The 23,353-nt window shown below is 69.0% G+C and carries 20 protein-coding genes and 1 pseudogene; 18 read left to right on the forward strand and 3 right to left on the reverse strand.

The genetic code is table 11. The features are described 5' to 3' along the window. The first annotated feature begins 31 nt into the window (after positions 1–31). The gene (locus tag QUE44_RS10845; protein WP_286214539.1) at positions 32–1,162 is read left to right on the forward strand and encodes a histidinol-phosphate transaminase; all 1,131 of its coding nucleotides are present in this window, start codon (positions 32–34) and stop codon (positions 1,160–1,162) included. A gap of 20 nt (positions 1,163–1,182) precedes the next feature. Here QUE44_RS10845 and QUE44_RS10850 read toward each other — a convergent pair whose 3' ends face one another. Then, positions 1,183–2,148 carry a glycosyltransferase gene (locus QUE44_RS10850; RefSeq protein ID WP_286214540.1) on the reverse strand — a complete coding sequence of 322 codons (966 nt, stop codon included), beginning with the start codon at positions 2,146–2,148 and terminating at the stop codon, positions 1,183–1,185. A gap of 134 nt (positions 2,149–2,282) precedes the next feature. Here QUE44_RS10850 and QUE44_RS10855 point away from each other — a divergent pair, with 134 nt between their 5' ends. Genes QUE44_RS10855 through QUE44_RS10865 form a run of 3 tightly spaced genes read left to right on the forward strand, consistent with a single transcriptional unit; the run spans position 2,283 to position 5,613 of the window. Next, positions 2,283–2,864 (forward strand): hypothetical protein, encoded by a 582-nt coding sequence (locus QUE44_RS10855; RefSeq protein WP_286214541.1) that lies wholly within the window; start codon positions 2,283–2,285, stop codon positions 2,862–2,864. After that, positions 2,861–4,606 carry an LGFP repeat-containing protein gene (locus QUE44_RS10860; RefSeq protein WP_286214542.1) on the forward strand — a complete coding sequence of 582 codons (1,746 nt, stop codon included), beginning with the start codon at positions 2,861–2,863 and terminating at the stop codon, positions 4,604–4,606. Before QUE44_RS10855 ends, QUE44_RS10860 begins: the two co-directional genes overlap by 4 nt. Positions 4,607–4,641: 35 nt before the next feature. After that, positions 4,642–5,613, forward strand: coding sequence for a glycosyltransferase family 2 protein (locus QUE44_RS10865; protein WP_286214543.1), 972 nt, complete (start codon positions 4,642–4,644; stop codon positions 5,611–5,613). Positions 5,614–5,631: 18 nt separating this feature from the next. On the opposite strand, the gene QUE44_RS10870 is transcribed toward QUE44_RS10865, so the two are convergent. Beyond that, on the reverse strand, positions 5,632–7,470 hold the full coding sequence (locus tag QUE44_RS10870) for a hypothetical protein (protein WP_286214544.1): 1,839 nt from the start codon (positions 7,468–7,470) through the stop codon (positions 5,632–5,634). Positions 7,471–7,645: 175 nt separating this feature from the next. On the opposite strand from QUE44_RS10870, the gene glf reads away from it, so the two are divergent. From glf to QUE44_RS10925, 12 genes and pseudogenes are all read left to right on the forward strand, one after another. Beyond that, positions 7,646–8,809, forward strand: coding sequence for a UDP-galactopyranose mutase (glf, locus tag QUE44_RS10875; protein WP_286214545.1), 1,164 nt, complete (start codon positions 7,646–7,648; stop codon positions 8,807–8,809). Continuing rightward, on the forward strand, positions 8,806–9,501 hold the full coding sequence (locus QUE44_RS10880; protein WP_286216756.1) for a hypothetical protein: 696 nt from the start codon (positions 8,806–8,808) through the stop codon (positions 9,499–9,501). The genes glf and QUE44_RS10880 overlap by 4 nt, the downstream gene beginning before the upstream one ends. Further along, a complete protein-coding gene (locus QUE44_RS10885; protein WP_350226927.1) occupies positions 9,453–10,814 on the forward strand; it encodes a glycosyltransferase in 1,362 nt (453 codons plus the stop codon). The genes QUE44_RS10880 and QUE44_RS10885 overlap by 49 nt, the downstream gene beginning before the upstream one ends. After that, positions 10,807–11,106: a hypothetical protein gene (locus tag QUE44_RS10890; protein WP_286216802.1), complete on the forward strand. Its 300-nt coding sequence runs from the start codon at positions 10,807–10,809 to the stop codon at positions 11,104–11,106. The genes QUE44_RS10885 and QUE44_RS10890 overlap by 8 nt, the downstream gene beginning before the upstream one ends. Beyond that, the gene (locus QUE44_RS10895; RefSeq protein WP_286216758.1) at positions 11,103–11,693 is read left to right on the forward strand and encodes an ABC transporter permease; all 591 of its coding nucleotides are present in this window, start codon (positions 11,103–11,105) and stop codon (positions 11,691–11,693) included. The genes QUE44_RS10890 and QUE44_RS10895 overlap by 4 nt, the downstream gene beginning before the upstream one ends. 2 nt (positions 11,694–11,695) lie before the next feature. Next, positions 11,696–12,424, forward strand: coding sequence for an ABC transporter ATP-binding protein (locus tag QUE44_RS10900; protein WP_286214546.1), 729 nt, complete (start codon positions 11,696–11,698; stop codon positions 12,422–12,424). A 261-nt stretch (positions 12,425–12,685) separates the two neighbouring features. Next, positions 12,686–13,456: pseudogene (locus QUE44_RS10905) on the forward strand (thiamine pyrophosphate-dependent enzyme); the annotation flags it as partial. A gap of 92 nt (positions 13,457–13,548) precedes the next feature. Continuing rightward, positions 13,549–13,677 (forward strand): hypothetical protein, encoded by a 129-nt coding sequence (locus QUE44_RS14420; RefSeq protein ID WP_433997168.1) that lies wholly within the window; start codon positions 13,549–13,551, stop codon positions 13,675–13,677. Continuing rightward, positions 13,674–14,702 (forward strand): alpha-ketoacid dehydrogenase subunit beta, encoded by a 1,029-nt coding sequence (locus QUE44_RS10910; protein WP_286214547.1) that lies wholly within the window; start codon positions 13,674–13,676, stop codon positions 14,700–14,702. The genes QUE44_RS14420 and QUE44_RS10910 overlap by 4 nt, the downstream gene beginning before the upstream one ends. 10 nt (positions 14,703–14,712) lie before the next feature. Next, the gene (locus tag QUE44_RS10915) at positions 14,713–16,155 is read left to right on the forward strand and encodes a dihydrolipoamide acetyltransferase family protein (RefSeq protein WP_286214548.1); all 1,443 of its coding nucleotides are present in this window, start codon (positions 14,713–14,715) and stop codon (positions 16,153–16,155) included. A gap of 226 nt (positions 16,156–16,381) precedes the next feature. Next, positions 16,382–16,975: a hypothetical protein gene (locus QUE44_RS10920; RefSeq protein WP_286214549.1), complete on the forward strand. Its 594-nt coding sequence runs from the start codon at positions 16,382–16,384 to the stop codon at positions 16,973–16,975. Further along, positions 16,927–18,231 carry a bifunctional copper resistance protein CopD/cytochrome c oxidase assembly protein gene (locus QUE44_RS10925; protein WP_286214550.1) on the forward strand — a complete coding sequence of 435 codons (1,305 nt, stop codon included), beginning with the start codon at positions 16,927–16,929 and terminating at the stop codon, positions 18,229–18,231. Before QUE44_RS10920 ends, QUE44_RS10925 begins: the two co-directional genes overlap by 49 nt. Positions 18,232–18,411: 180 nt before the next feature. Here QUE44_RS10925 and QUE44_RS10930 read toward each other — a convergent pair whose 3' ends face one another. Beyond that, entirely contained in the window at positions 18,412–19,797 is a 1,386-nt protein-coding gene (locus QUE44_RS10930; protein ID WP_286214551.1) for a UTP--glucose-1-phosphate uridylyltransferase, read from the reverse strand. Positions 19,798–20,418: 621 nt separating this feature from the next. Between QUE44_RS10930 and QUE44_RS10935 the strand changes: the two genes are divergently transcribed. After that, on the forward strand, positions 20,419–20,976 hold the full coding sequence (locus QUE44_RS10935) for a DUF4190 domain-containing protein (protein WP_286214552.1): 558 nt from the start codon (positions 20,419–20,421) through the stop codon (positions 20,974–20,976). Between the two features lie 373 nt (positions 20,977–21,349). Further along, positions 21,350–23,353, forward strand: coding sequence for a putative bifunctional diguanylate cyclase/phosphodiesterase (locus QUE44_RS10940; protein ID WP_286214553.1), 2,004 nt, complete (start codon positions 21,350–21,352; stop codon positions 23,351–23,353).

Raw genomic sequence — 23,353 nt, forward strand, 5'->3', positions numbered from 1 at the left:
CATTGTTCCACGGGGTGCCATGCTGGTGCCCATGCCAAGCGAGCCGTCGGGCCAGACCCCTCCAGCATCGTCCCTGCCAGGGCCCTCCCTGCCCACTCCGCTGCCCGCGATCGCCGCCCTGCCGGCGTACGTGCCCGGCGCGCGGGGCGACGCGGCGGTGCCGCCCATCAAACTGTCCTCGAATGAGAGCCCCGACGGTCCCTTGCCCTCGGTGACCGCCGCGCTCGCGGACGCGGGCGGACTGATCCACCGCTATCCGGACATGGCGGCCTCGGAACTCACGGCGCGCATCGCCGCGCACATAGGGCGCGAGCCCGCGCACGTGGTCGCGGGCGCGGGATCCGTCGCGGTGCTCGCACACCTGCTGCAGGCCTACGCGGGCGAGGGCGACGAGGTCCTGTTCGCGTGGCGCAGCTTCGAGGCCTATCCGATCCTCACGCGGATCGCGGGCGCGACTCCCGTGACGGTGCCGCTGACGGCGGATGCGCGTCACGATGTCGAGGCGATGGCCGCCGCGGTCACGGACCGCACGCGCGTCGCGATGCTGTGCTCGCCCAACAACCCCACCGGGCCCGCGCTGACCACGGCGGAGTTCGAGGCGTTCATGGCCGCGGTCCCCACGCGCGTGCTGGTCATCCTCGACGAGGCCTACCTTGAGTACGTCACCGACCCGGACGTGGTCGATGGACCCGCGGCGCTCGACCGCCACCCCAACCTGGTGCTGCTGCGCACGTTCTCGAAGGCGTACGGCCTCGCGAGCCTGCGCGTGGGCTACGCGGTGGGTCCCGAGGCCCTGATCGCTCCCGTGCGTGCGTGCGTGACGCCGTTCTCGGTGTCCGGGCCGGCGCAGTCGGCCGCGATCGCCTCGCTCGAGGCCGGCGACGAGCTCGTGGAGCGGGCGCACACCGTGGTCGCCGAGCGCGAGCGCGTGCTCGCCGCGCTGCGCGCGGACGGGTGGAGCATTCCCGACTCGCAGGGCAACTTCGTGTGGCTCGCGGTGGGCGAGGACACGGGCGCGCTGGTCGCTCACCTGGGCGGGCAGCAGCCCTCCATTCTGGTGCGCCCGTTCGCGGGCGAGGGCGTGCGGGTCACGGTCGGCTCACCGCGGGAGAACGATGCCCTGCTCGCCGCGCTCGCGCGGTGGCAGGGCCGCACAGGGTAGGAAGCGGTAGGCCGGCCCGCCTACTCGGAGGGGGTGCGCGGAGCCAGCGCGGGCATCGGCTCCCAGGACCGGTCCGCCCAGATCTTGCGCCCGTCGCGCCACCCACGGGTGAGCTCGCCCAGGCCCTTGAGGCCGTGCTCGACCACCACGAGCCGCACGACCTCCTTCGCGTAGGTGAGGCCCGTGCCGAGACCGAAACCGACCCGGTTGAGGCGCCCGTGTTCCGCGAAGTAGCGGCCCACATACGCGCGGTTGCGCATCACGTGGTACTTCGCGAGCGGGCTCGAGTCGTTGAGGTGGCGCACCCCCAGGTTGACCTGGCGCTGCTCGCGCTTCTTCTGCAACACGAACTCGTCGACGTAGACCACCTCGGTCTCGAGGGAGGCGAGCCACGCGTACACGGCGTCGTCCCACGAGATGAAGAAGCGGGGGTCGGGCAGGCCGATCCGCTCGACCACGTCGGCGTGGATGAGCATGCCCTCGAACGTGCCCGAGTTGGTGACCGCGTAGCCCTCGGTGTTGAAGGTCTTCACCGAGTACGGCAGGGGCACGCCCAGGAACTCGTTGAACTTCGCCTGCCAATAGAAGGGAGTGCCGTCGACGTCGTAGCGACGACCGTGAATGACCTGGAAGCGAGCCATCCACGGGGCAAAGAGCTCGAGGGCGTCCGGCAGGATCTCAACGTCGTCGTCCATGAGCCATACCCAGTCGGCGCCCAACTCGAGCGCGACACGGGTGCCTTCGCTGAAGCCGCCCGCGCCGCCCGTGTTGGTCTCGAGCCTCCTGTTGACCACCACGCCGTCGGGAAAGCGAGGCGTCCACTGCGCGATCACGTCCTGCGTGTCGTCGGTGCTCGCGTTGTCCACGATCACGATGCGGTCGGCGGGCGTGGTCATGGCCGCCGCGCTGCGCAGGAGGTCGTCGAGGAGCGCGGATCGGTTGAAGGTGACGATCGCGATGACGACCGTGCCGGCGGGTGGATTCACGCCCACAGGGTAGCCCGCGCGCGGGAACGATGCCGCGGCCGGGTTCCCCGACACGCGTCCGATGGCTCAGGGGAGGGCCCGCGGGATGTTTAGCATGGGTGCCGCCGGTCCGGCACGCATCCCGAGGAGACACCATGACGCCGACCCACCGCCGCCCCCTTCTGGGTGGGGCGCTTGCGGCCGTCGCCGCCATGCTCCTGGCGGCGTGCACGCCGGCCACGGTCGAGCCGTCGCCGAGCGCCTCGGTCACCGTCGAGGGACCGAGCACCACCCCCTCCGTTGCCGTGACCGCGACGCCGCAGCCGTCCGCCACGCCGGAGCCCACCGCGACCGCCGACGTGCCCTCGAATGATCCCGGAGATGGCGTGGGCACCGACGATCCCGTGGTCGCGCCCACCCCCACGGGTGGGTCGAACGTGGCCCGCGTCGACGTGCATCTCACGAGTTGGGGAAGCGACGGCACCTGGTTTGACGCGGCCGCCCTCGTCCAGGGCGTCGTGGTCGACGATGCCCGGTGCGTCATGGTGATGACCAAGGGTGGCGACCGCGTCACGGTCACCGGGTCCGCGAATCGCTCCGCGAGTTCGTCAGCCTGCGCGGAGGGCCTGCGCGTGCGCGTGGCCGACCTCTCCGCCGGCGAGTGGACGTTTAGCATCCGCTACGAGGCGCCCGGTTACGAGGGTGTGTCCGAGTCGCAGAAGGTGAGCCTGCCGTGAGCCTGCGCCGCGTCCTCACGGGCCTGACCGGCCTGTGCCTGGCTGCCGTGGGTGTCGCGGTGCCCGCGGCTTCCGCCACCGCGGCCGTTGACGCCAACGACTTCGACCCCGGCATGATCATCACGGACGCGCTGTTCTACGACTCGAGCGCGATGACGGCTGCCGAGATCCAGACCTTCCTCAATGGGAAGGTGCCGACGTGCGAGCCCTGGCGGGACTCGGATCCCGACGACATCACGTGCTTGAAGGACTATCGCACGAGCTTCGCTGCAAGGGCGGAGGTGAAGACCTCCTCAGGAGCCGTGCTGTGCAAGGCGATCTCCGCGCGGACCAACGTGACCGCCGCGCAGGTGATCGACATCGTGGCGCGCGCGTGCGGGGTCAGCCAGAAGGTGCTGTTGGTGACGCTGCAGAAGGAGCAGGGGCTCGTCACGAATACCTACCCCAGCTCCTTCAGATACCGCAGCGCCATGGGCTATGGCTGCCCGGACACCGCCCCCTGCGACTCCCTCTACTACGGGTTCTCAAATCAGGTGTACAACGCCTCGCTGCAGTTCAAGCGTTACCAGGCGAATCCGTCTGGGTATAACTACCGTGCGGGGCGCGCCAACTCGATCCAGTACCACCCCAACACGGCTTGCGGAAGCTCGAGCGTGACCATCCGCAACCAGGCCACCGCAGGCCTGTATATCTACACGCCGTACCGCCCCAACGGTGCTGCTCTCAACGCGGGGTATGGCACGGGCAACTCGTGTAGCTCGTACGGCAACCGCAACTTCTTCCTCTACTACTCGGACTGGTTCGGCCCCACGACGGGATATCCCGTCCACGCGAACCTGACGTCCGCGTATGAGTCCTACGGCGGCCTCTCTGTGGTCGGCGAGGCGCTCGCGCCGGCAACGTCGGTGTCCGCCAACGGAGGCGGGATCGTCCAGCGTTTCGCGAAGGGCACCATGTACCGGACGTCGTCCGGAATCGTCACGTACCGCGGCAATGGATGGGCGATCTCGACCGCCTATGACGCCGCGGGCGGGCCGTCGGGCGCATGGGGATGGCCCATCACCGATTCGGTGTCCGAGGCCGGGATTCAGGTGGTCGAATTCCAGAAGGTGAGGGTCGCGCTCGTCGGGGGCGAGGTCGTCACGGGTCATCCGTTCGCGGACGTGTCGGCGCGGACGGCCTCATACGACTACAGCGAGCACGCGGAGGCGATCTTCTGGATGGCGCGCGAGGGTATCTCGCTCGGCTGGGAGGGGGCGCTCGGCGCCGAATATCGTCCGCTCCAGAAGGTGGGTCGCGACGCGATGGCGGCGTTCCTCTACAGGTACGCGGGCGCGACCCACGCCACGCCCGCGACGCCCACCTTCATCGACGTCACCGCGGACTCGTCCGAGTTCTACGTCCCGATCGAGTGGCTCGCCGCGAACGGGCTTGCACAGGGCTGGGAGACGCCGGCGGGCCCCGAGTACAGGCCGCTGCGCTCGATCGGTCGCGACGCGATGGCCGCGTTCCTCTACCGGTTCGCCGCTCCCGAGGGCTATGTGCCGCCCGCCACCAGCTACTTCGTCGACGTGACGCCCACGAACTCGGAGTTCTATGCCGAGATCTCGTGGATGTACGAGTCAGGCCTGTCCACCGGCTGGGAGACCTCTCGGGGCCGCGAGTACCGGCCCCTGAACCCCGTCACCCGCGACGCCATGGCATCGTTCCTCTACCGCTTCGACCAGCAATCGTCGTCGTAAGACGCACACGAGCCCCGCTACGTTACGCTTTCTCCGTGAAACTCATCGTTCAGGTTCCGTGTCTCAACGAGGAAGCGACCCTTCCGATCGTCCTCGCGGGCATCCCGAAGGAGATTCCCGGCATCGATGAGATCGAGCTGCTGGTCATCGACGACGGCTCGACGGACCGCACCGGTGAGATCGCCCGTGAGTTTGGTGCGCACGTGCTGCGCCACCCACGTCCGATGGGTCTCGCGCAGTCGTTCCGCGATGGCGTCGACTACGCGTTGTCGCACGGAGCCGACATCGTGGTCAACACCGATGGCGACAACCAGTATCCCCAGGAACGCATCGGCGACCTGGTCGCACCCGTGCTGGCCGGCGAAGCGGACATCGTCATCGGCGACCGACAGACCCACACGATCGAGCACTTCTCGGGCTTCAAGAAGGTCATGCAGAGGTTCGGCTCGTGGGTGGTCAACAAGGCTGCGGGCACCGACCTCCCCGATGCGGCCTCGGGCTTTCGCGCCTACTCGCGTTCCTCGCTCTACGCGCTCAACGTGGTCACCCAGTTCAGCTACTGCATGGAGACCATCATTCAGGCGGGCAACAAGCGTCTCGCGATTTCCTCCGTCGCGATCGACACCAACCCCAAGACGCGCGAGTCGCGACTCTTCAGCAACATGTTTGAGCACATGCTCAAGTCCGGCCAGGCCATCCTGCGCTCCTACATCATGTTCAAGCCGTGGACCATCTTCGCGACGCTTGCCACGGTGTTCGGATTGATCGGGCTTTTCCCGTTCGCCCGCTACGCGGTGCTGCTCGCCGCGGGCGATCAGGGCAACCACTTCCAGTCGCTCATGCTGGGAACGCTGTTGCTGATCGGGGCACTGCTCTCGATCGCACTGGGCGTGCTGTCAGACCTGTCGAAGACCAACAGGATCCTCCAGGAGCAGGCGCTCGAGCGTCTCAAGGAGCAGCAGTACGGGCCGACGGTCCGCACAACGGCGGCAACGCCCCGCGCTTAGCCGGTCGGCCCGCGGCGCCTAGTCGCGGAACGCTCCCTCCGCGGCCAGGGCGTCCTGGATCTCGCCCGGCAGGATCCACACGCCGTAGCCGTAGTTCTCGGAGCCTTCGAGGAGTCGTGCGTCACGCTGCTCCGCCTCGTCGTCCCACCCCATGCACGCCACGACGACCTCTGCGGTGAAATCGTCGGTCGCGGGGTCGACCGCATTGACGTCACGCGGAGAGAACCAGAAGCCGATCCAGTTGAGCGCCTGCGCGCGTTGGAAGCCGGAGACCGAGTCGCATCCGAGAGCGAAGTCGATGGCCACCTCATTGCCCGCGACCGACTCCGCCCGTTCAACCCCGTACTGCAGATTGTCGGGCGTCTCGCGCGCCTGGTCGGGATTGGCGGCCAGCGAGTGCGCCGACATGCCGATCACGAGTGCGGCAGCGAGCGCCCGCGGTCGCCCCCGCAGCACGAGCATGACGACCAGTGAAGCGAGGACGACAATCGAGGCGATCACCCAGAACCGGCCGCCGTTCGTGAGTGTGGGGATATGCGGCAGAGGGAAGGGCTCGCGGGGCAGAAAACGTGTGAATGCCAGCACGCCCGAGGCGTTGACGGGTCCGTCCATGCTGCCCCAGGTGGCGATGGGGCGCGCGGCCCAGTAGACCGTCGCGAGCACGACGGCGGTCGAGGCCGCGATCGCAATGGCGATCACCCTCCCGCTGAGCTTCCGGATGAGAGCGGTGACCGCCACGAGCACGACGAGCGCCACGAAGGGGTCGATGTAGCGCGTGTAGACCCAGGAGTCGAAGCGCGGCCACGTGCCGCGGAAGTGGGCGGCCGGACCCGACCATGCCGCGAAGGACAGCAGGGCGGCCGCGAGCCCCGCGCCAAACACGTAGGCGGATGGGCCGAGGGTGCGCCAGCGCGCAAGGTCCCGAAACGTCCACGCGGTCAGCACGACGCCACCGACAGCGATCAGGCCCAGTGACCCGACGAGCTGCGCCCATGTCTGTGTGAGGGTGACCTGGAGCAGGAGCGACGGGTTCGTCGAGGCAAGTGTGTTCAGCACGAGCTCGTTCTGACGGAACTCCCCGATCAGGACGGCGTCGGTGAGAGTCTTGGCGATCGTCTGGACCGCCAACGCGCCGGGAAGGAGCAGCGCGAGTCCGAGGAGTGCATGTCGCGCACTGCGACGGAGGAAGCCGAGGAGCCAGATCACTAGCACGATCACGAGCAGTAGGGCTCGCGCATGTGTGAGGAAGGCCATCAGGACCGCCGCGACCGTGAGCACCATGCGGCCCCAGCCCGGCTTGTCCCACACCGCGAAGACGGCGACGGCGGCCCACGCGACCCAGAACATGAGCGCGGACTCGCTCAGCACGTAGTCGGCGTTCGCGGTGAGCGCCGGAAGCAGCATCACCACGCCAGCGGCGACAATCGCCTGGGGTGTCGACACTCCCATCCTTCGTGCCAGCAGCGTGAGCGGCACATAGGCGCCGAGTCCGAACGCGATCGCGATCCACAGTGAGGCGGTGTAGACGGTTGGTGCGTGATCGGTGAACCACCACACGGGGGCGATGAAGAAGGAGAACCCGGGGAAGTAGCCGGCACCCGACATCGGTGGCACATCGTTCTGGCCGGCGATGACTCGAGCCATCTGCAACAGGCCGTTCTCGTCCCACGGGGTGCGGGGTGCGACCGCGGAGCGCGACACGACCACGCGCACCACGACCGCCGAGACGATCGACACCACCGCGAGGCCCCACCACCAGCGGCGATGTGTGTCCCCGTGCACGCGCTCCAGCTCGGCGTCTCGTGCGTCGGCGCGCGACAGCGAGAGCGGAGGAAGCGAGACGGGCTCGGAGATCATGGGTACTCCAGTGCAGGCGGGGGCGGGGACCGAGGACAATTCTAGGTGGCGACCGGCGCGCGGCCTCTCGTGACCACTGCGGGTCGTTTTGCGCGTCGTTTCGAGGCGCAGGTACCCTGACGCGTATCTGTGCGCACGTCCGTGTGCGCTCGACCAGACCTTGGGAGACAGGCACATGGCGGATGTCGTGGTGGTGGGCTCGGGCTTTTTCGGCCTGACGGTGGCGGAGCAGCTGGCCTCCCGGTATGGGGTGAAGGTGATGCTGATCGACCGCCGCCCTCACATCGGCGGCAACGCGTACTCGGAGCCGGAGCCGGAGACGGGCATCGAGGTGCACACGTACGGCACACACCTCTTCCACACGTCGAACGAGCGCGTGTGGGAGTACGTCAACCGCTTCACGGCCTTCACCAACTACGTGCACCGCGTCTACACGACGCACCAGGGTGAGGTCTTCCCGATGCCCATCAACCTGGGCACCATCAACCAGTTCTTCCGCAGTGCATACGGGCCAGAGGCCGCGCGCGCACTGATCAAGGAGCAGGCGGCGGAGCTTGGCGGCAAGGAGCCCGCCAACCTCGACGAGCAGGGCGTCAACCTCATCGGCCGCCCGCTGTACGAGGCCTTCATCAAGGGCTACACCCAGAAGCAGTGGCAGACGGATCCCAAGGACCTCCCGGCATCGGTCATCTCCAGGCTTCCCGTGCGCTACACCTACGACAACCGCTACTTCAACGACACCTATGAGGGCCTGCCCGTCGATGGCTACGCGGCGTGGCTCACGCGCATGGCGGACCACAAGAACATCGAGGTGCGCCTCGACACCGACTTCTTCGACGCCTCGCAGCCGTTCAGCAAGGCGGCCGTGGTGGGCCAGGTGCCCGTCATTTACACCGGCGCGGTGGATCGCTACTTCGACTATTCCGAGGGCGACCTGTCGTGGCGGACCATCGACTTCGAGCAGGAGGTCCTCCCCGTGGGCGACTTCCAGGGCACGTCGGTCATGAACTACGCGGATCCGGACATCCCCTACACGCGCATTCTCGAGTTCCGTCACCTCCACCCCGAGCGCGACTATCCCAAGGACAAGACGGTGGTCGTCAAGGAATACTCGCGGTTCGCGACGCGCGACGACGAGCCGTACTACCCGGTCAACACCGCCGCCGACCGTGAACGGCTCGCGACGTATCGCGACCTGATGACCGGGGAAAAGGATGTCTTCTTCGGCGGTCGCCTCGGCACGTATCAGTACCTGGACATGCACATGGCGATCGGGTCCGCGCTCTCGATGGTCGACAACAAGCTCGCCCCCATGTTCGGCGCCGAGGGTTCGCGATGACGGCGGTCGCACCCACGAGCCCGGTCGAGGAGAACTCCGTGACGCCGATGCGCGTGGTGGGCAGGGTGGTGCTGCCGACCGACTCGGATCCAGACACGCTCCCGCTTTACCTCGACCTCTCGAATGCGCGCGCCCCGCGCGAGGAGGAGGCCGAGTCCTCGAAGGCCACGACCGTCGTCACTCTCGACCAGGCGCCCGTGATCTCGCTCGCGGACTCCGACGTCAAGGTGACGGGGCGCCGGTCGGTGCTCCTTCACGAGCGTGCGCATGTGTCGTTCGCGACCTATTTCAACGCGTTCCCCGCCGCCTACTGGCGCCGCTGGACCGACGTCGACGCCGTGCGTCTCGACATCGAGCTGTCGGGCCCGGCGACCCTGGTGATCTACAAGTCCAACGCTCGCGGTCGCACCCAGCGCGTCGAACTCGTGGCCTCCGAGGGTGGCCACCAGGCCTTCGACCTCCCCTGTCACCCTTCGGTGACGGTGGTTGGTACTGGTTCGACATCTACGCCACCGCAGGGGACGTCGAGCTCATTGCCGCACAGTGGAGCGTCCCGGAGTCGTTCGCGCGACAGCGCGGAACCGCATCGATCGCGATCACCACCTTCAACCGCCCCGACTATTGCGTCGCACAGCTGCATCAGCTGGGTGGCGACGAGATCCTTAAGGACGTCATCGACCGCGTCTACGTGATCGACCAGGGCAACCAGCTCGTGGCGGATCAGCCCGACTTCGCGGAGGCGGAGGCCGGACTGGGCGGGCGCCTCGAACTGATCCGTCAGGGCAATCTGGGCGGGTCCGGCGGGTTCTCGCGTGGCATGGCCGAGACCCTCGAGGCGGGCGACTCGCAGTACGTGCTGCTGCTCGACGACGACGTCCAGGACGAGCCGGAGGGCATCTACCGTGCCGTGATGTTCGGCGACTTCTGCCGGCGCCCCACGATCGTGGGCGGCCACATGTTCTCGATGCACGACAAGGCCGCGCTGCACGCGGCGGGTGAGCGCATCAACCCGTACACCTTCTGGTGGGCGGAGATGCCGGGGACCAAGACCGAGCACGACTTCGGGCACCGGCCCCTGCGCGCGACCCCGTGGCTCCACCGACGCATCGACGTCGACTACAACGGCTGGTGGATGTGCCTCATCCCCGTCGAGGCCCTGCGCGAGGTGGGGCTGTCGCTCCCGGTCTTCATCAAGTGGGACGACTCCGAGTTCTGCCTGCGCGCAGGCGAGGTGGGCATTCCTACCGTGTCGCTGCCCGGCGCCGCGGTGTGGCACGTGCCGTGGGTCGACAAGGACGACTCGATCGACTGGCAGGCGTACTACCACCAGCGCAACCGCTGGCTCGCGGCGCTGCTGCACTCCCCGTATCGCAAGGGTGGTGGACTGCCGCGCATGAGCTTTGCCGCGGACGTCAAGCACCTGTTGTCGTTGCAGTACTCCGCGGTGGAGCTGCGCCTCAAGGCCCTCGAGGACCTCCTTGAGGGCCCCGGTCACCTCCACGCGACCATCGGCACCAATCTCGGCGAGGTGCGGCGCATGCGCGCCGAGCACCCCGATGCCGTGGTGACCAAGGACCCCGCCGCGTACCCCATCACGCGTCGCCACCGGCCGGTCGCGAAGGGCCGCCTGCCGCATCGTCCCTCGAACCCGCTCGCGTTCGCGGCGTCCGCGGCGACCGGTGCGCTGCGCCAACTGCGACCCGTGCGTCCCGAGGCGCTGGACATCCCCGAGGAGCGCGTGGCGGCCGCCGCCGCGAAGTGGTGGCGCCTGTCACACCTCGACTCCGCGGTGGTTACCAGTGCCGACGGCACCGGCACGTCGATGTACATCCGCGATCCCAAGCGGTTCCGCTCGTACCTGCGTCGCAGCCTGCGTCTGCACCGCAAGGCAGTCGCCCGGTGGAGCCAGATGCAGCGCGAATACCAGGCTGCGCTGGGCCAGTTCACGTCTCCCGAGCAGTGGCGGGAAACGTTCGCGGCGAACGCCGTGGACGCGGATGACTGAGGCGGCTCTCCGCCCCCTGCCCGAGGGGATGGAGCGGCCTGGAATCGCGCGCGGACTCTCGAGCATCCTTGCGCATCGATATCTCCTCACTCTCCTGGTGCGCAAGGAGTTGCGCGTGCGCTACCAGGCCTCGGTGCTGGGACTCGCGTGGAGCTACGTCAAGCCGGGCGCGCAGTTCGCGGTGTTCTACTTCGTCATGGGAGGGTTCCTCAACCTCTCCCGGGCGCTTCCCCCTTCGCGATCTTCCTGTTCTCGGGCATCGTCATCATCAATCTCTTCACCGAGATCCTGACGAACGCGACGCGGTCGATCGTGCAGAACGGGCCGCTGGTGCGCAAGATCTTCCTGCCCCGGCAGCTGTTCCCGGTGTCGTCAGTGCTCGTGGCGCTGGTGCACTTCCTCCCACAGCTCGTGATCCTGGTCATCGGTGCGCTGGCGACCGGATGGAGGCCGGACCTTGTCGCGGTGGGTGCCGCCCTCCTCGGCATCCTGGTGACGATCGCGCTCGCCCTGGGCCTCGGGCTCATCTTCGCCGCGGTCAACGTCGCGTTCCGCGACATCGAGAACACCGTCGACCTCATCGCGATGGTGGCCGTCTGGTTCTCGCCGGTGCTCTACTCGGTGTCCTTGGTGCGCGACCACTTTGGGCCCGACTCATGGCTCACCCACCTGTACATGGCCAACCCCCTCACGATCGCCGTCGAGCTCTTTCACCGCGCGTTCTGGTATCCCGCGGCCGACGTCACGCTCCGCGAGGAGGCGCTCGTGCCCGACCTCATGGCACGCGGCGGCATCGCCCTGGCGGCGTGCCTCGTGCTGCTCGTCGTGGGCGACCGGGTCTTCACGCGCATGTCGCGCAAGTTCGCGCAGGAGCTGTGACCATGAACCAGAGCATCGTCGTCGACCGCGTCAGCAAGCGCTTCACGATTCGTCACGTACGGTCCCTCAAGGAAATGGCCGCGCGCGCGGTGCGACGCCGCTCGGAGACCGTCGACTCCTTCGCGGCACTCAACGACGTCTCGATCACGATCAATGAGGGCGAGACGGTCGCGCTGCTGGGCTTCAACGGTTCGGGCAAGTCGACCCTCCTGAAGTGCATCTCTGGTGTCCTCACTCCCGACGAGGGGCAGATCGGCGTGCGTGGCCGCATCGCGGGGCTCATCGAGGTGGGGGCGGGCTTCCACCCCGACCTCACGGGTCGGGAAAACGTCTACCTCAACGGGGCGATCCTGGGCATGACCGAGGCTCAGATCGAGGAGAAGTTCGCCGAGATCGTCGCGTTCTCCGAGATCGAGGACTTCATCGATACCGAGGTGAAGTTCTACTCGTCCGGCATGTTTCTACGGCTCGCGTTCGCCGTCGCGGTCCACACGGATCCCGACGTCTTTCTGGTCGACGAGATCCTCGCCGTGGGTGACGAGCCGTTCCAGCGCAAGTGCCTCGACCGGATTCGCCTGCTGCGTTCCCAGGGCAAGACGCTCGTGATCGTGAGTCACGACCTCAACATGGTCGCTGACCTGTGCGACCGAGGGATCCTGCTCGAGCACGGCGTGGTGGTCATGGATGCCGAGCCGCATGCCGTGGTGCGGCGCATGCGTGGCGAGGAGTAGCGGCGACGCCCCTCCCCACCGTTTGCCAACCTACGGAGGCGTAACCTACGATTGCGTAGGTTAGGCCGGAGCCGCTCCTGCGTGTCCGGACCCCTGACGGCACTCAGGACGGAAGGACACGGCGTGGACGCACTGGGCCCGCTCTCCGACGAGGGACTCGTGACGCTACTCACCCACACGGGTGAGCGCGTCGAGCACCCCGACTTCTCCGCGTACGCCGCGGACCTCGACCCCAAGGCCCTGCGCGCGATGTGGCACCACATGACGGTGCTGCGCGGCTTCGACCTCGAGGCCACCAGCCTGCAGCGTCAGGGCGAGCTGGGCCTGTGGGTGCAGTCGCTGGGTCAGGAGGCCGCACAGATCGGCTCGGGCCACGCGCTGCGTCCCACCGACTTCGTTTTCCCGTCCTACCGCGAGCACGGCGTGGCGCTCATGCGCGGCGTCGACCTGCCCGAGATCCTGCGCCTGTTCCGCGGCCTCCAGCACGGCGCGTGGGACGCGGCGGCCCACGGCTTCCACCTTTACACGCTGGTGATTGGCGCCCACTCGCTCCACGCGACCGGATACGCGATGGCGATGGACCGCGACGGGCTCGTGGGCACCGGCGACCCCGAGCGCGACGGCGCGGTGGTCTGCTACTTCGGCGACGGCGCCACGAGCCAGGGTGACGTGAGCGAGGCCATGGTCTTCGCATCGGTCCACCACGCCCCCATCGTCTTCTTCGTCCAGAACAACCAGTTCGCGATCTCCGAGCCCACGACCCGGCAGTCGCGCGTGCCCCTCGCGCAGCGCGGCGCCGGGTTCGGCATCCCCGCAGTGCGCGTCGACGGCAACGACGTCATCGCGTCGTACGCCGTGACCCGCTGGGCGCTCGAGAAGGCGCGGTCGGGCGGCGGCCCCGTGCTCATCGAGGCCTTCACATATCGCATGGGCGCGCACACGACCTCGGACGACCCGACCAAGTACCGCACGCGCGCCGACGAGGCGTACTGGGCCGAGCGCGACCCCATCGCGCGTCTCGAGACCTACCTGCGCGGGCTCGGGGAGTTGGGGGACGATGCCGTGGAGGCCGCCCGCGCCGAGATCAAGGAGCTCGGGCGACGCACGCGCGAGACCGTCAAGTCGTGGGAGCGGCCCCCGCGTCGACGATGTTCGACCACGTGTACGCCGAGCCCCACGCGACCGTCGAGGCGGAGCGCGCATGGTTCGCCCGCTTCCAGGGATCGTTCGTCGACGAGGAGGCCCACGCATGACCGCGACGTCACCCGCCACCATGACGATGGCAGGCGCGATCAACCGCGGCCTGCGCGCCGCGATGGAGCGCGACCCCAAGGTGCTGCTCATGGGAGAGGACATCGGCCAGCTCGGCGGCGTCTTCCGCGTCACCGAGGGGCTGTGGAAGGACTTCGGCCCCGACCGCGTCATGGACACGCCCCTCGCGGAGTCGGGGATCGTGGGCACCGCGATCGGCATGGCGATGCGCGGCTACCGGCCGGTCATCGAGATCCAGTTCGACGGCTTCATCTTTCCCGCGTACGACCAGATCACCACGCAGCTCGCGAAGATGCACTACCGCTCGCAGGGCCGCATCCAGCTGCCGGTCGTGATTCGCGTGCCCTTCGCCGGACACATCGGCGCGGTCGAGCACCACTCCGAGAGCCCCGAGGCGCTATTCGCCCACACCGCGGGCCTGCGCGTGATCTCGCCCGCGACCCCGCAGGACGCGTTCGACATGATTCAGCAGGCGATCGCCTCTCCCGATCCGGTGCTGTTCCTCGAGCCCAAGGCCCGCTACTGGGACAAGGGTGAGGTGAGCGAGTCGCGGGTGAAGGCCCAGCTCGACGCCCCGGGCGGGGCGTCGGCCGCCACCGCCGACATGTCGCGCGGCCGCGTCGCGCGCCAGGGCAAGGACGTGACGCTCGTCGCCTACGGGCCCACGGTGCGCCTCGCGCTGCAAGCCGCCGACGTGGCCGCGGCGGAGGGAACCAGCATCGAGGTGATCGACCTGCGCTCGATCTCCCCGCTCGACTCGGACACCGTGGTGAGGTCGGCCAAGCGCACGGGTCGCGTCGTGATCGTGCACGAGGCGCCCAGCACCTACGGCCCCGGCGCGGAGCTCTCGGCCCGCGTCACCGAGCAGGCCTTCTTCCTCCTTCACGCGCCCGTGCTCCGGGTCGGCGGCTTCCACACGCCCTACCCTGGGAGCAAGTTCGAGCACGAGTACCTCCCCAACCTCGATCGCGTGCTCGATGCCGTCGATCGCGTGATGACGCACTGAGAGGCCGCACATGCCTACCTTCGAGATCTTCCACATGCCGGACGCCGGCGAGGGACTGACCGAGGCCGATGTCGTCTCGTGGCGCGTCGCCCCCGGCGACACCGTCGAGGTCAACCAGCCGCTGCTCGAGATCGAGACCGCGAAGTCCCTGGTCGAGCTGCCCTGCCCGGTCGACGGCGTCGTGACGCGCATCCTGGTCGCCGAGGGCGAGACCGTCGAGGTGGGTGCCCCCATCATCGAGTTCGACGTGGATCCCGGCGGGGTCGCGGGGGACGATGCTCCGGTGGCCGAGGCGTCAGAGTCGCCCGTGGCGGCGGTCGCGCAGGCCGCGCCGGCCGCGCAGGCGGAGGCTGCCCGCGTCGAGCCCGCTCACACTCAGCCGGCCGCCACCCAGCCTTCCCCCACCCAGTCCGCCCCGGCATCGTCCCCTCAGGAGGACGGCGGCGCCGTCCTCGTGGGCTACGGGGTGAAGGCGGGATCCGCGCATCGGCGCGCCCGCAAGGAAGGTGCGCTCGACCCGATCGGCGGTGCCGGCGAGGCGAGCGACTACCCCGTGCTCGCGAAGCCGCCCGTGCGCAAGCTTGCGCGCGAGATGGGCGTGGACCTCACGACCGTGTCGCCGTCCGGGCCGGGCGGGCTCGTGACGCGCGAGGACGTCGAGCAGGCCGCGAAGTCGCGCGAGGTGCGCACGCTCGCGACGTACCCCGGCGACGACCAGCCGTGGCTGCAGTCGGGCTACTCGTCTGATGGCGGGCGTTCGACGCGCGTGCCGGTGAAGTCCGTGCGCAAGCGCACCGCCGAGGCGATGGTGAAGTCCGCCTTCACCGCGCCGCACGTGTCCGTGTTCCACACGGTCGACGTGACCGAGACCATGAACCTCGTGCAGCGGCTCAAGGCCGATCGCGACTTCCAGGACGTGCGCGTCACGCCGCTGCTCATCGTGGCGAAGGCGCTGCTGCTCGCGGTGCGTCGTCATCCCGAGATCAACGCGTCGTGGGACGACCAGGCTCAGGAGATCGTCTACAAGCACTTCGTGAACCTCGGCATCGCGGCCTCGACGCCGCGCGGGCTGCTGGTGCCCAACATCAAGGACGCGCACCGGCTCCCGCTGCACGAGCTCGCCCTCGAGCTGGGCGAGCTCACCGCGGCGGCGCGCGCGGGCAAGACCACGCCGGGCGCGCTCGCGGGTGGCACGATCACCATCACCAACGTGGGGCCACTGGGCATCGACACGGGCACGCCCATCCTCAACCCGGGTGAGGCCGCGATCCTGGCCTTTGGCGCGATCCGCGAGCAGCCGTGGGTGCACCAGGGCGAGATCACCATCCGCTGGGTCACGCAGCTCGCGCTGAGCTTCGATCATCGCTTCGTGGACGGAGAGCTGGGCGCGCGCGTGCTCGCGGACATCGGTCGCGTGATGAACGATCCCGCGCAGGGCCTCGTCTGGGGCTGACGCGGTCCTGCTTCGCTGCTCCTCGCGGCTCCGCCACACGGATTCGCGGCTCCGCCACACACGCGTCGGCGTGTCGGCGGCGTGTCTCGGTCTCAGTGCGGCGATCGGAGCCAGTTCGGGGTGCCTCGTGTGGCGGAGCCGCGAGAGGGCGGCCGTGTGGCGGAGCCGCGAGAGGGCGGCCGTGTGGCGGAGCCGCGAGGGATGAGACCGCCCTACGCTTGACCTCATGACTGTCGAGGCCTTCGTGACGCTCGCGGCCGGGGTGCGCGACCTGTCGATTGCGGCGACCGCCGGCGCGTTGCTGGTCATTGCCGTGGTGTTGCCGGCGGGCCACGCCGCCGCCGCTCGGGCGGGTCTGGTGGCGCGGGCCGGGTCCATCGCGTGGGTGATCGCGGCGCTCGCGCACTCGATGGCCTCGTACGCCTCGATCCGCGGCGAGCTCCCCGACGCGTCACGCTTCATCGAGGAGTGGTGGAGCTACTCGCTCTCCGTCGACCTCCTCGAGGCGTACCTGCAGGTGCTGGGCGCGGGGCTGGTGGTCTCGGTGCTCGCGACGCTCGTCCAGACTCCACGGCTCGCGATGTGGTCGCTGGTGCCGGTGGTGTGGGCGCTGGGCTGGCTCGCGCAGACCGGCCATGCGGCCGGTGCCGCCGACCACCACCTGGCCGTCTCCGCGATGGCGCTCCACCTGGCCGGCGCGACCGTGTGGACGGGCGTGATCGGGACGATGCTCGTGTTGCGTTCCCCCTGGGCTCGCTCACGCGCGAGGCAATGGCCCGCGCGTCTCGCCTCGCGCTGTGGGCCGCGGGCCTGGTGGTGATCTCGGGAGCGGTGAGCGGCTGGCTGCGGCTCACCGCGGTGTCGGAGTTGTGGACCACCCCGTACGGGCGCCTGCTCGTGCTCAAGATCTCGCTGATGACGGTCGCGATCGCGCTCGCGGCCCTGCACCGCCGTGTGTACCTCCCTCGTCTCAGCGAGGCCGCCGTGCGCGAGCGCTTCTGGCGACTCATGGCCGTGGATGTCGCCGCACTCGTCGCGGTCATGGGCGTCGCCGCCGTCCTCGGGACCACCGCCCCTCCCGTGGACATCGTCCCCCTCAAGGAGCCCACCCCCGCCGAGTTCCTCACCGGATACCCCCTCCCGCCGGCTCCCACCGCCCTGACGTGGATTTCGCTATGGCGCTTGGAGATCATCACCGCGACGGCGATCGCCGCGGCCGCGCTGGTCTATGTGGTGTGGGTGGTGAGGCTGCGCCGACGTGGGGATGCGTGGCCGTGGCATCGCACCGCGAGCTGGCTCGCGGGGCTCGCGCTACTGGTGTGGGTGACCCAGTCGGGACCCACGATCTACGGCATGGTGACGTTCAGCGCGCACATGCTCGAGCACATGCTGCTGGTGATGGTGGTGCCGGTCGCGCTGACGTTCGGCGCGCCGGTGACGCTGGCGCTACGGGCGCTCCCGCCCCGCAAGGACGGTTCGCGGGGGCCGCGAGAGTGGATTCGCGCGATCGTGGAGTCGGGGTGGATGCGTTTCTGGGCCAACCCCATCGTGGCCGCCGTGAGTTTCGCGGGATTCCTCGTGGTGTTCTACTACACGCCGCTGTTCGAGTTCGCGCTGCGCAATCACGTGGGACACCTGTGGATGGTGCTCCACTTCACGATCGTGGGCTACCTCTTTGTCAACGCGCTCGTGGGCGTGGACCCGGGCCCGAGCCGCCCCGGCTATGCGCTCAGGATCGTGCTGCTGTTCGCGACCATGGCGTTCCACGCGTTCTTTGGAGTCGCGATCATGATGTCGACCGTGCTGCTTGCGCCGCGCTGGTTCGGGCTCATGGGTCGCGATTGGGGGCCCGATGCGATCACGGACCAGCAGTACGGCGGCCAGATCGCGTGGGGCATCGGTGAGCTGCCGGTGGTGCTGCTCGCGATCGGGATCATCGTCGCGTGGCGCAATGCGGATACACGCGAGGGACGCAGGCGCGATCGTCAGGCCGACCGCGACGGGGAGTCCGAACTCGCCGCCTACAACGCGATGCTCGCGAAGACCGCGGCCAGGGATGCGGACCTGGAGCGGTGATCGGGCCGGCGCGGTGATCGGGCCGGAGCGGTAGGCCGGCTGGCGGCACCTTGGCCGGCCCGACCTCATTCGCGGGTCGATCGGGAATCCGCCCGCTGATCGAGTCGCGGGCGCCCAGATCGCGTGCCGTTGCGGATCAGGCCCGCGTTTCGGGCCGCACAGGACAGCGCATCAGCACCGCTACCCCTCGAGAACCGTCCCGTCCGGGATCGTCTCCGGCTTGCCGGTGTCCTCGAGCGTGACCGCACCGCGACACACCACGCCGGCGCCGAAGGTCCAGTCGCCGCGCACCGTCAGCGACACCGCGTCCCTGAGCGACGGCGCCCCGTGCGGGAAGCGCGCATCGAAGCCCGACATCGTCTTGTAGAAGCGCGGGTCGAGGTCCACGAGCGGCGCGGGGGTGACGGCCACCCGCAGCGCGCCGTCGTCCTCGAGCGTGTACGCGTCGGAGCGCAGCAGCAGGAGATCGTTGGTGGTCTTCACGGGCAGGAACCTGTCGCGGCCCACCACGATCGCCGTCGCCCCCTCAAACACCTCGATCGCGGCGCCCATCGCGGTCTCGATCTGGAACACCTCAGGTGAGGAAGGGTCGGTCGGGTCGACGGTCTTGACGTTGCGGATGAGTGGCAGCCCCAGCACGGCGCCCCGCTCGACCAGGGCCGAGTGCAGGCGCTCGAGGTCGAACCACAGGTTGTTGGTGTGGAAGAACGGGTGATGGTGCTCGTCGGTGAAGAAGTGCATCTCCTCGGGCGCGGTCTGCGCGGTGTCGCGCAGAATCAGCCTGCCGTCTGACTTGCGAATCGCGAGGTGGCCGCCCTTGCGGTCGGCGGCGGTGCGGCGGCACAGCTCGGCGGCGTACGGCGCCCCTGACGCGGCGAACCAGCCGGCGATCGCGGCGCTCGGCACCGCGCCCAGGTTGTCCGAGTTCGACACGGACGCGTAGCGGAAGCCCTGGTCGAGCAGCGCCTTGAGCACACCGGATGCCAGGATGGCCGTGTAGATGTCGCCGTGGCCGGGCGGGCACCACTCCAAGGTGGGGTCCTTGGGCCACTCCACCGGCATGAGTCCGTCGACCAGCAGCTTGGGCTCGGCGTTCTGGAGGAAGTCGAGGGGGAGGCCGTCGACAGCGAGGTCGGCGTGCGCCGCGAGCGCAGCAAGGGAGTCGTCCTGCGTGCGGAAGCTGTTCATCAGCACAAGCGGCAGCCGCGCCCCCGTGGCCTCGCGGGCCTTGCGCACCTGGTCAACGATCACGTCGAGGAACGTCGCGCCGTCGCGCACCGGCAGGAGCGACTTGGCGCGGTCCATGCCCATCGACGTGCCCAGCCCGCCGTTGAGCTTGATGATCGCGGTGCGGGCGAGTGCCTCGCGCGCCGCCTCCGGATCCACCTCGAGGCCGTCGAGGCCCGGCGGGCTCGTGAGCGGCTCGATCGTGTCCTCGCGAATGAGCCCGGTCGCGCCGGCCTCCAGCTCCGCGAAGTAGTGGGAGAAGACGTCGATGGCCGTCTGGTCGACCCCGGCCGCCGCCATCTTGGACTGTGCTGCGATGAGTCCCGGTGCGATGCTCATGGGTCGAGCCTAGGCCGTCGCGGAGTGGGTCCTCTCCACAGATTTTGTCCACAGGTGTGTGTAAACCCAGCCGGCTCCGCACGCGACATGTGGATGACGGTGTGGGCGCGCATCGGCCCCCGAAACTGGCCTCCGTAGCGCTTGCGTGCACCCGGTGACACGAGTAGAAACGCCTCTAGCGAGAAGGTGCGCCACGCACCATCGGGGGGCAAGAGAGCGCTTCCCCGAACGCCCGGACCCGGGTCGCTTCCGCAGCGCGGACGCGGCCCCCGGGGGCGGGATGGGTGGTGGCGCGCCGGATCGGATTCCTCGGACAACGGCGGTCCATGTCCGCTGGCACGCACTGCGAGCCGGCGCGATCAGCGGGTGACGGCGCTGGGCGCGACGGGCCCGGGGAGTCGGCCGAGAGATCGTCGCCGTGGCCCGGCTTCGCGCCGGACCCGGACTCTCGTGCGACACGGCAAGGCCCCCGGACCCGAATTCCGGGGGTCTTCGCCATGTCAGGCGACGTGGTCGAGGGTAAGGACGGGCGCGACGCGGGCGTGGGAGCGACACGCGTGCGCGGGGACGATGCCCGGGGTGCGCGCGTGCCAGACTTTCAGTCACACCTCTGGAGGACTGATGACGGACACGCATGCGGCGCCGGCCGCCCACGTCGCGCCCCGCGAGCGTGGCGGCAATGGGGTCGGCATCGCCTCGTTCGTGACCGCATGCCTGGGCCTCGGGCCCGTGGCGATCGTGCTCGGCATCGTGGGGCTCGCGCGCTGGCGCTCGGGACGGGCGTCACGGCGCAGCTGGCCGCTCGCCGGCCTGGTGCTGGGGGTGGTGGCCACGCTCGTGGCGACCGGTCTTGCGGCGGCGGCCGCGCTGTCCGTGACCGCGCCGGCCGCGGTGACGGCGCGGGCCGAGCTTGATGTCATCGCGATCGGCAACGCGGTCGTGGACTATTCCGTGGCCCACCCGAACGGCCCGGCGCCCGCGGTGACGGCGACACCGGACGGGTACGAGGTGGCGGGAACATCCGTTCCCGCCGAACTCGAGGGGTCCTGGACGCCGCAGCTGCGGGGCACCACCGCGTACGACTGGTGCGTCGCCTTGGAGTTCGAGACCACCGACGGGATGGCCGAGGTGGGCTATTCGGCGAGTGCCGGGTTGGTTGCCGCATGCCCCCCGGCGTGATTCATCGCATACCGGACCTCGTACTTCTTCCCCTTGCGACCCCGGACGCGCGAAGATGGTTGAGGGTTGCGCCCCTTCGCCCGATAACACTCTTGACGATGGCCGCAATCCACTGCTCTCGGTCCCCTCAGTACTCGAGAGCTCCAGCGGGGGCGGCGTGTGCCGCCGTCATCGTCAGGAAAAGAGGAGATCTCATGAGCAAGTGGAACGCATTCCGTGACAACACGGTCGTCCGCATTTCCGCGAGCGCCGGCACCTTCGTGGCCGTCGCCGTGGTCGTCGGCGCCGGGTTTAAGTGGGTCTGAGTTCACCCACCGGTGAGGGCGGCGCGCGGAGCAGGCTCTTCGCGCCGCCCTCACTTCTTGCTGCCTATGTGGCGGTCGTATCGCTTCTAGGCTTCGCCGGAATCGGCTTCGTAATCGTGGCCAGCCCGTGGCGAGAGACCCTCGACGCGCTCGCGATCCTCCCCGTGATCTTCCTCGCCGTCGCGGCGATCACGGGCGAGGTGAAGCCCATTCGGCTCATCGGTGGGGACGGCGACGGTCGCACGTTGTCAACGTCAGCACCATTCATTCTTGCGTTGTTGCCCTTTGCGAGTGTGGGCATTGCCGTGCTCGTGCAGGCGACCGCGAGCCTTATTGACGATGCCCTGCACCGTCGCGAGCTCCGCAAGTCGTTGTTTAACACCGCGCAGTATGCGTTGAGTGTCCTCGCGGCAGGCGTGGTGTTCTCGTGGCTCGCCGGGGTTCCGTTCTTCCGTGGGCCCATGTCCATGGAGCCGGAGCACCTCGGTCCCTTGCTCGCGGCGGGCGCCGCGATGATTCTGGTCAACTGGCTCTTGGTCGCCGTGGCGATCTCGCTGTCCGTCGCTCAGCCACTGTGGAGGGTGCTCCGTGCCGACGCCCGCGACGTCTTCGTCACCAACGTGGTGCTGCTGAGCATCGGTGGCGTGGCCGCGGAAATCGCTGCCGACGGTGTGGGCGCGCTCACGATGCTCGTCGCCCCCGTCATCGCCGCACACCTCTTCGCGGCAGCCGCCGCGCGGCACGCGCACGCCGCCGCGCATGACTCCCTCACCGGCCTGCGCAACCGTGGGCAGCTCTACGACGAACTCGCGCGCACGCTCTCCGCCGCGCACTCTTCGCGCGCCGCGGGCCCCGGACTGGTCCTCTTTGACCTCGATCACTTCAAGGACTTCAACGACACACTGGGTCACCCCGTGGGTGACGAGATCCTGCGTCAGGTGGCCGACCGGCTCTCCGGGGCGGCCCCGGATGACGCGTCGGTTCATCGCTTGGGAGGCGACGAGTTCGCCGTGGTCATTCGCGACCCCTCGCAAGACGTCCGTGAGGCCGCGCAGGCCCTGCTGGCAGCGCTCGACACGCCCGTGCGCATCGGCAATCTCGAGCTCCTGGTCCGCGCGAGCGCGGGCGTCGCCATCGCACCCGACCACGGCGCGGACGGCGAGACGCTCATGAAGAACGCGGACATCGCGCTCTACCACGCCAAGCTCGAGCGCGACCGTATCAGCACCTACGCCCCCGAGTTCGACATCAATACGGTCGAGCGCCTGCGACTCCTCGCTGACCTCCGCACGGCCCTGGATTCCGACCAGTTGCACGTGGTCTACCAGCCTCAGGTCGACCTCCACGACCTGCACACGGTGGGTGTCGAGGCGCTCGTGCGGTGGGAGCACCCGGAGCGCGGCCTGGTCCCGCCCGACGAGTTCATTCCGCTCGCGGAGAACTCCGGCCTCATCTTCCCGCTCACCGCGCTCGTGCTCGACACCGCGCTTGAGGAGCTCGCGCGGTGGCGCGCCGCGGGCGACGAGATCCGCCTCGCGGTCAACCTCTCCGCACGTCACCTCTCCGACTCCGCGCTGCCGAGCCAGGTCGCCGCCGCACTCGCGCGTCACGACGTCCCCTCCTCCGCGCTCGTACTTGAGGTCACGGAGACCGGCATCCTGTCCGATCCCGCTCGCGCCGACCTCGTGATCCGCGAAGTCCGTGAGCTGGGCGTCGAGATCGCGATCGACGACTACGGCACGGGCAACGCGTCCCTCAGCTACCTCAAGCGCCTCGAGATCGACGAACTCAAGGTGGACCGCTCGTTCGTCAGCAGCATCGGCGACGACCGCCACGACCTCATCATCGTGCGCTCCACCGTGGCGCTCGCGCTCGCGCTCGGCCTCCGCGTCGTCGCGGAGGGTATCGAGGACGATGCAACGGTCGAGACCCTGCGCGGGCTCGGCAGGGTGATCGGGCAGGGCTACCACCTGGGCCGGCCCGGCGCGCCGGAGGAGATCAGCGCGCGGCTCGCGCGTGAGCGGACCGCGGAGACCACCCCCACCCCGACGCCCACGACGAGGAGTACCTGA

It is taken from the genome of Demequina sediminis, assembly GCF_030296675.1.
GTDB classification, from domain to species: Bacteria; Actinomycetota; Actinomycetes; order Actinomycetales; family Demequinaceae; genus Demequina; species Demequina sediminis.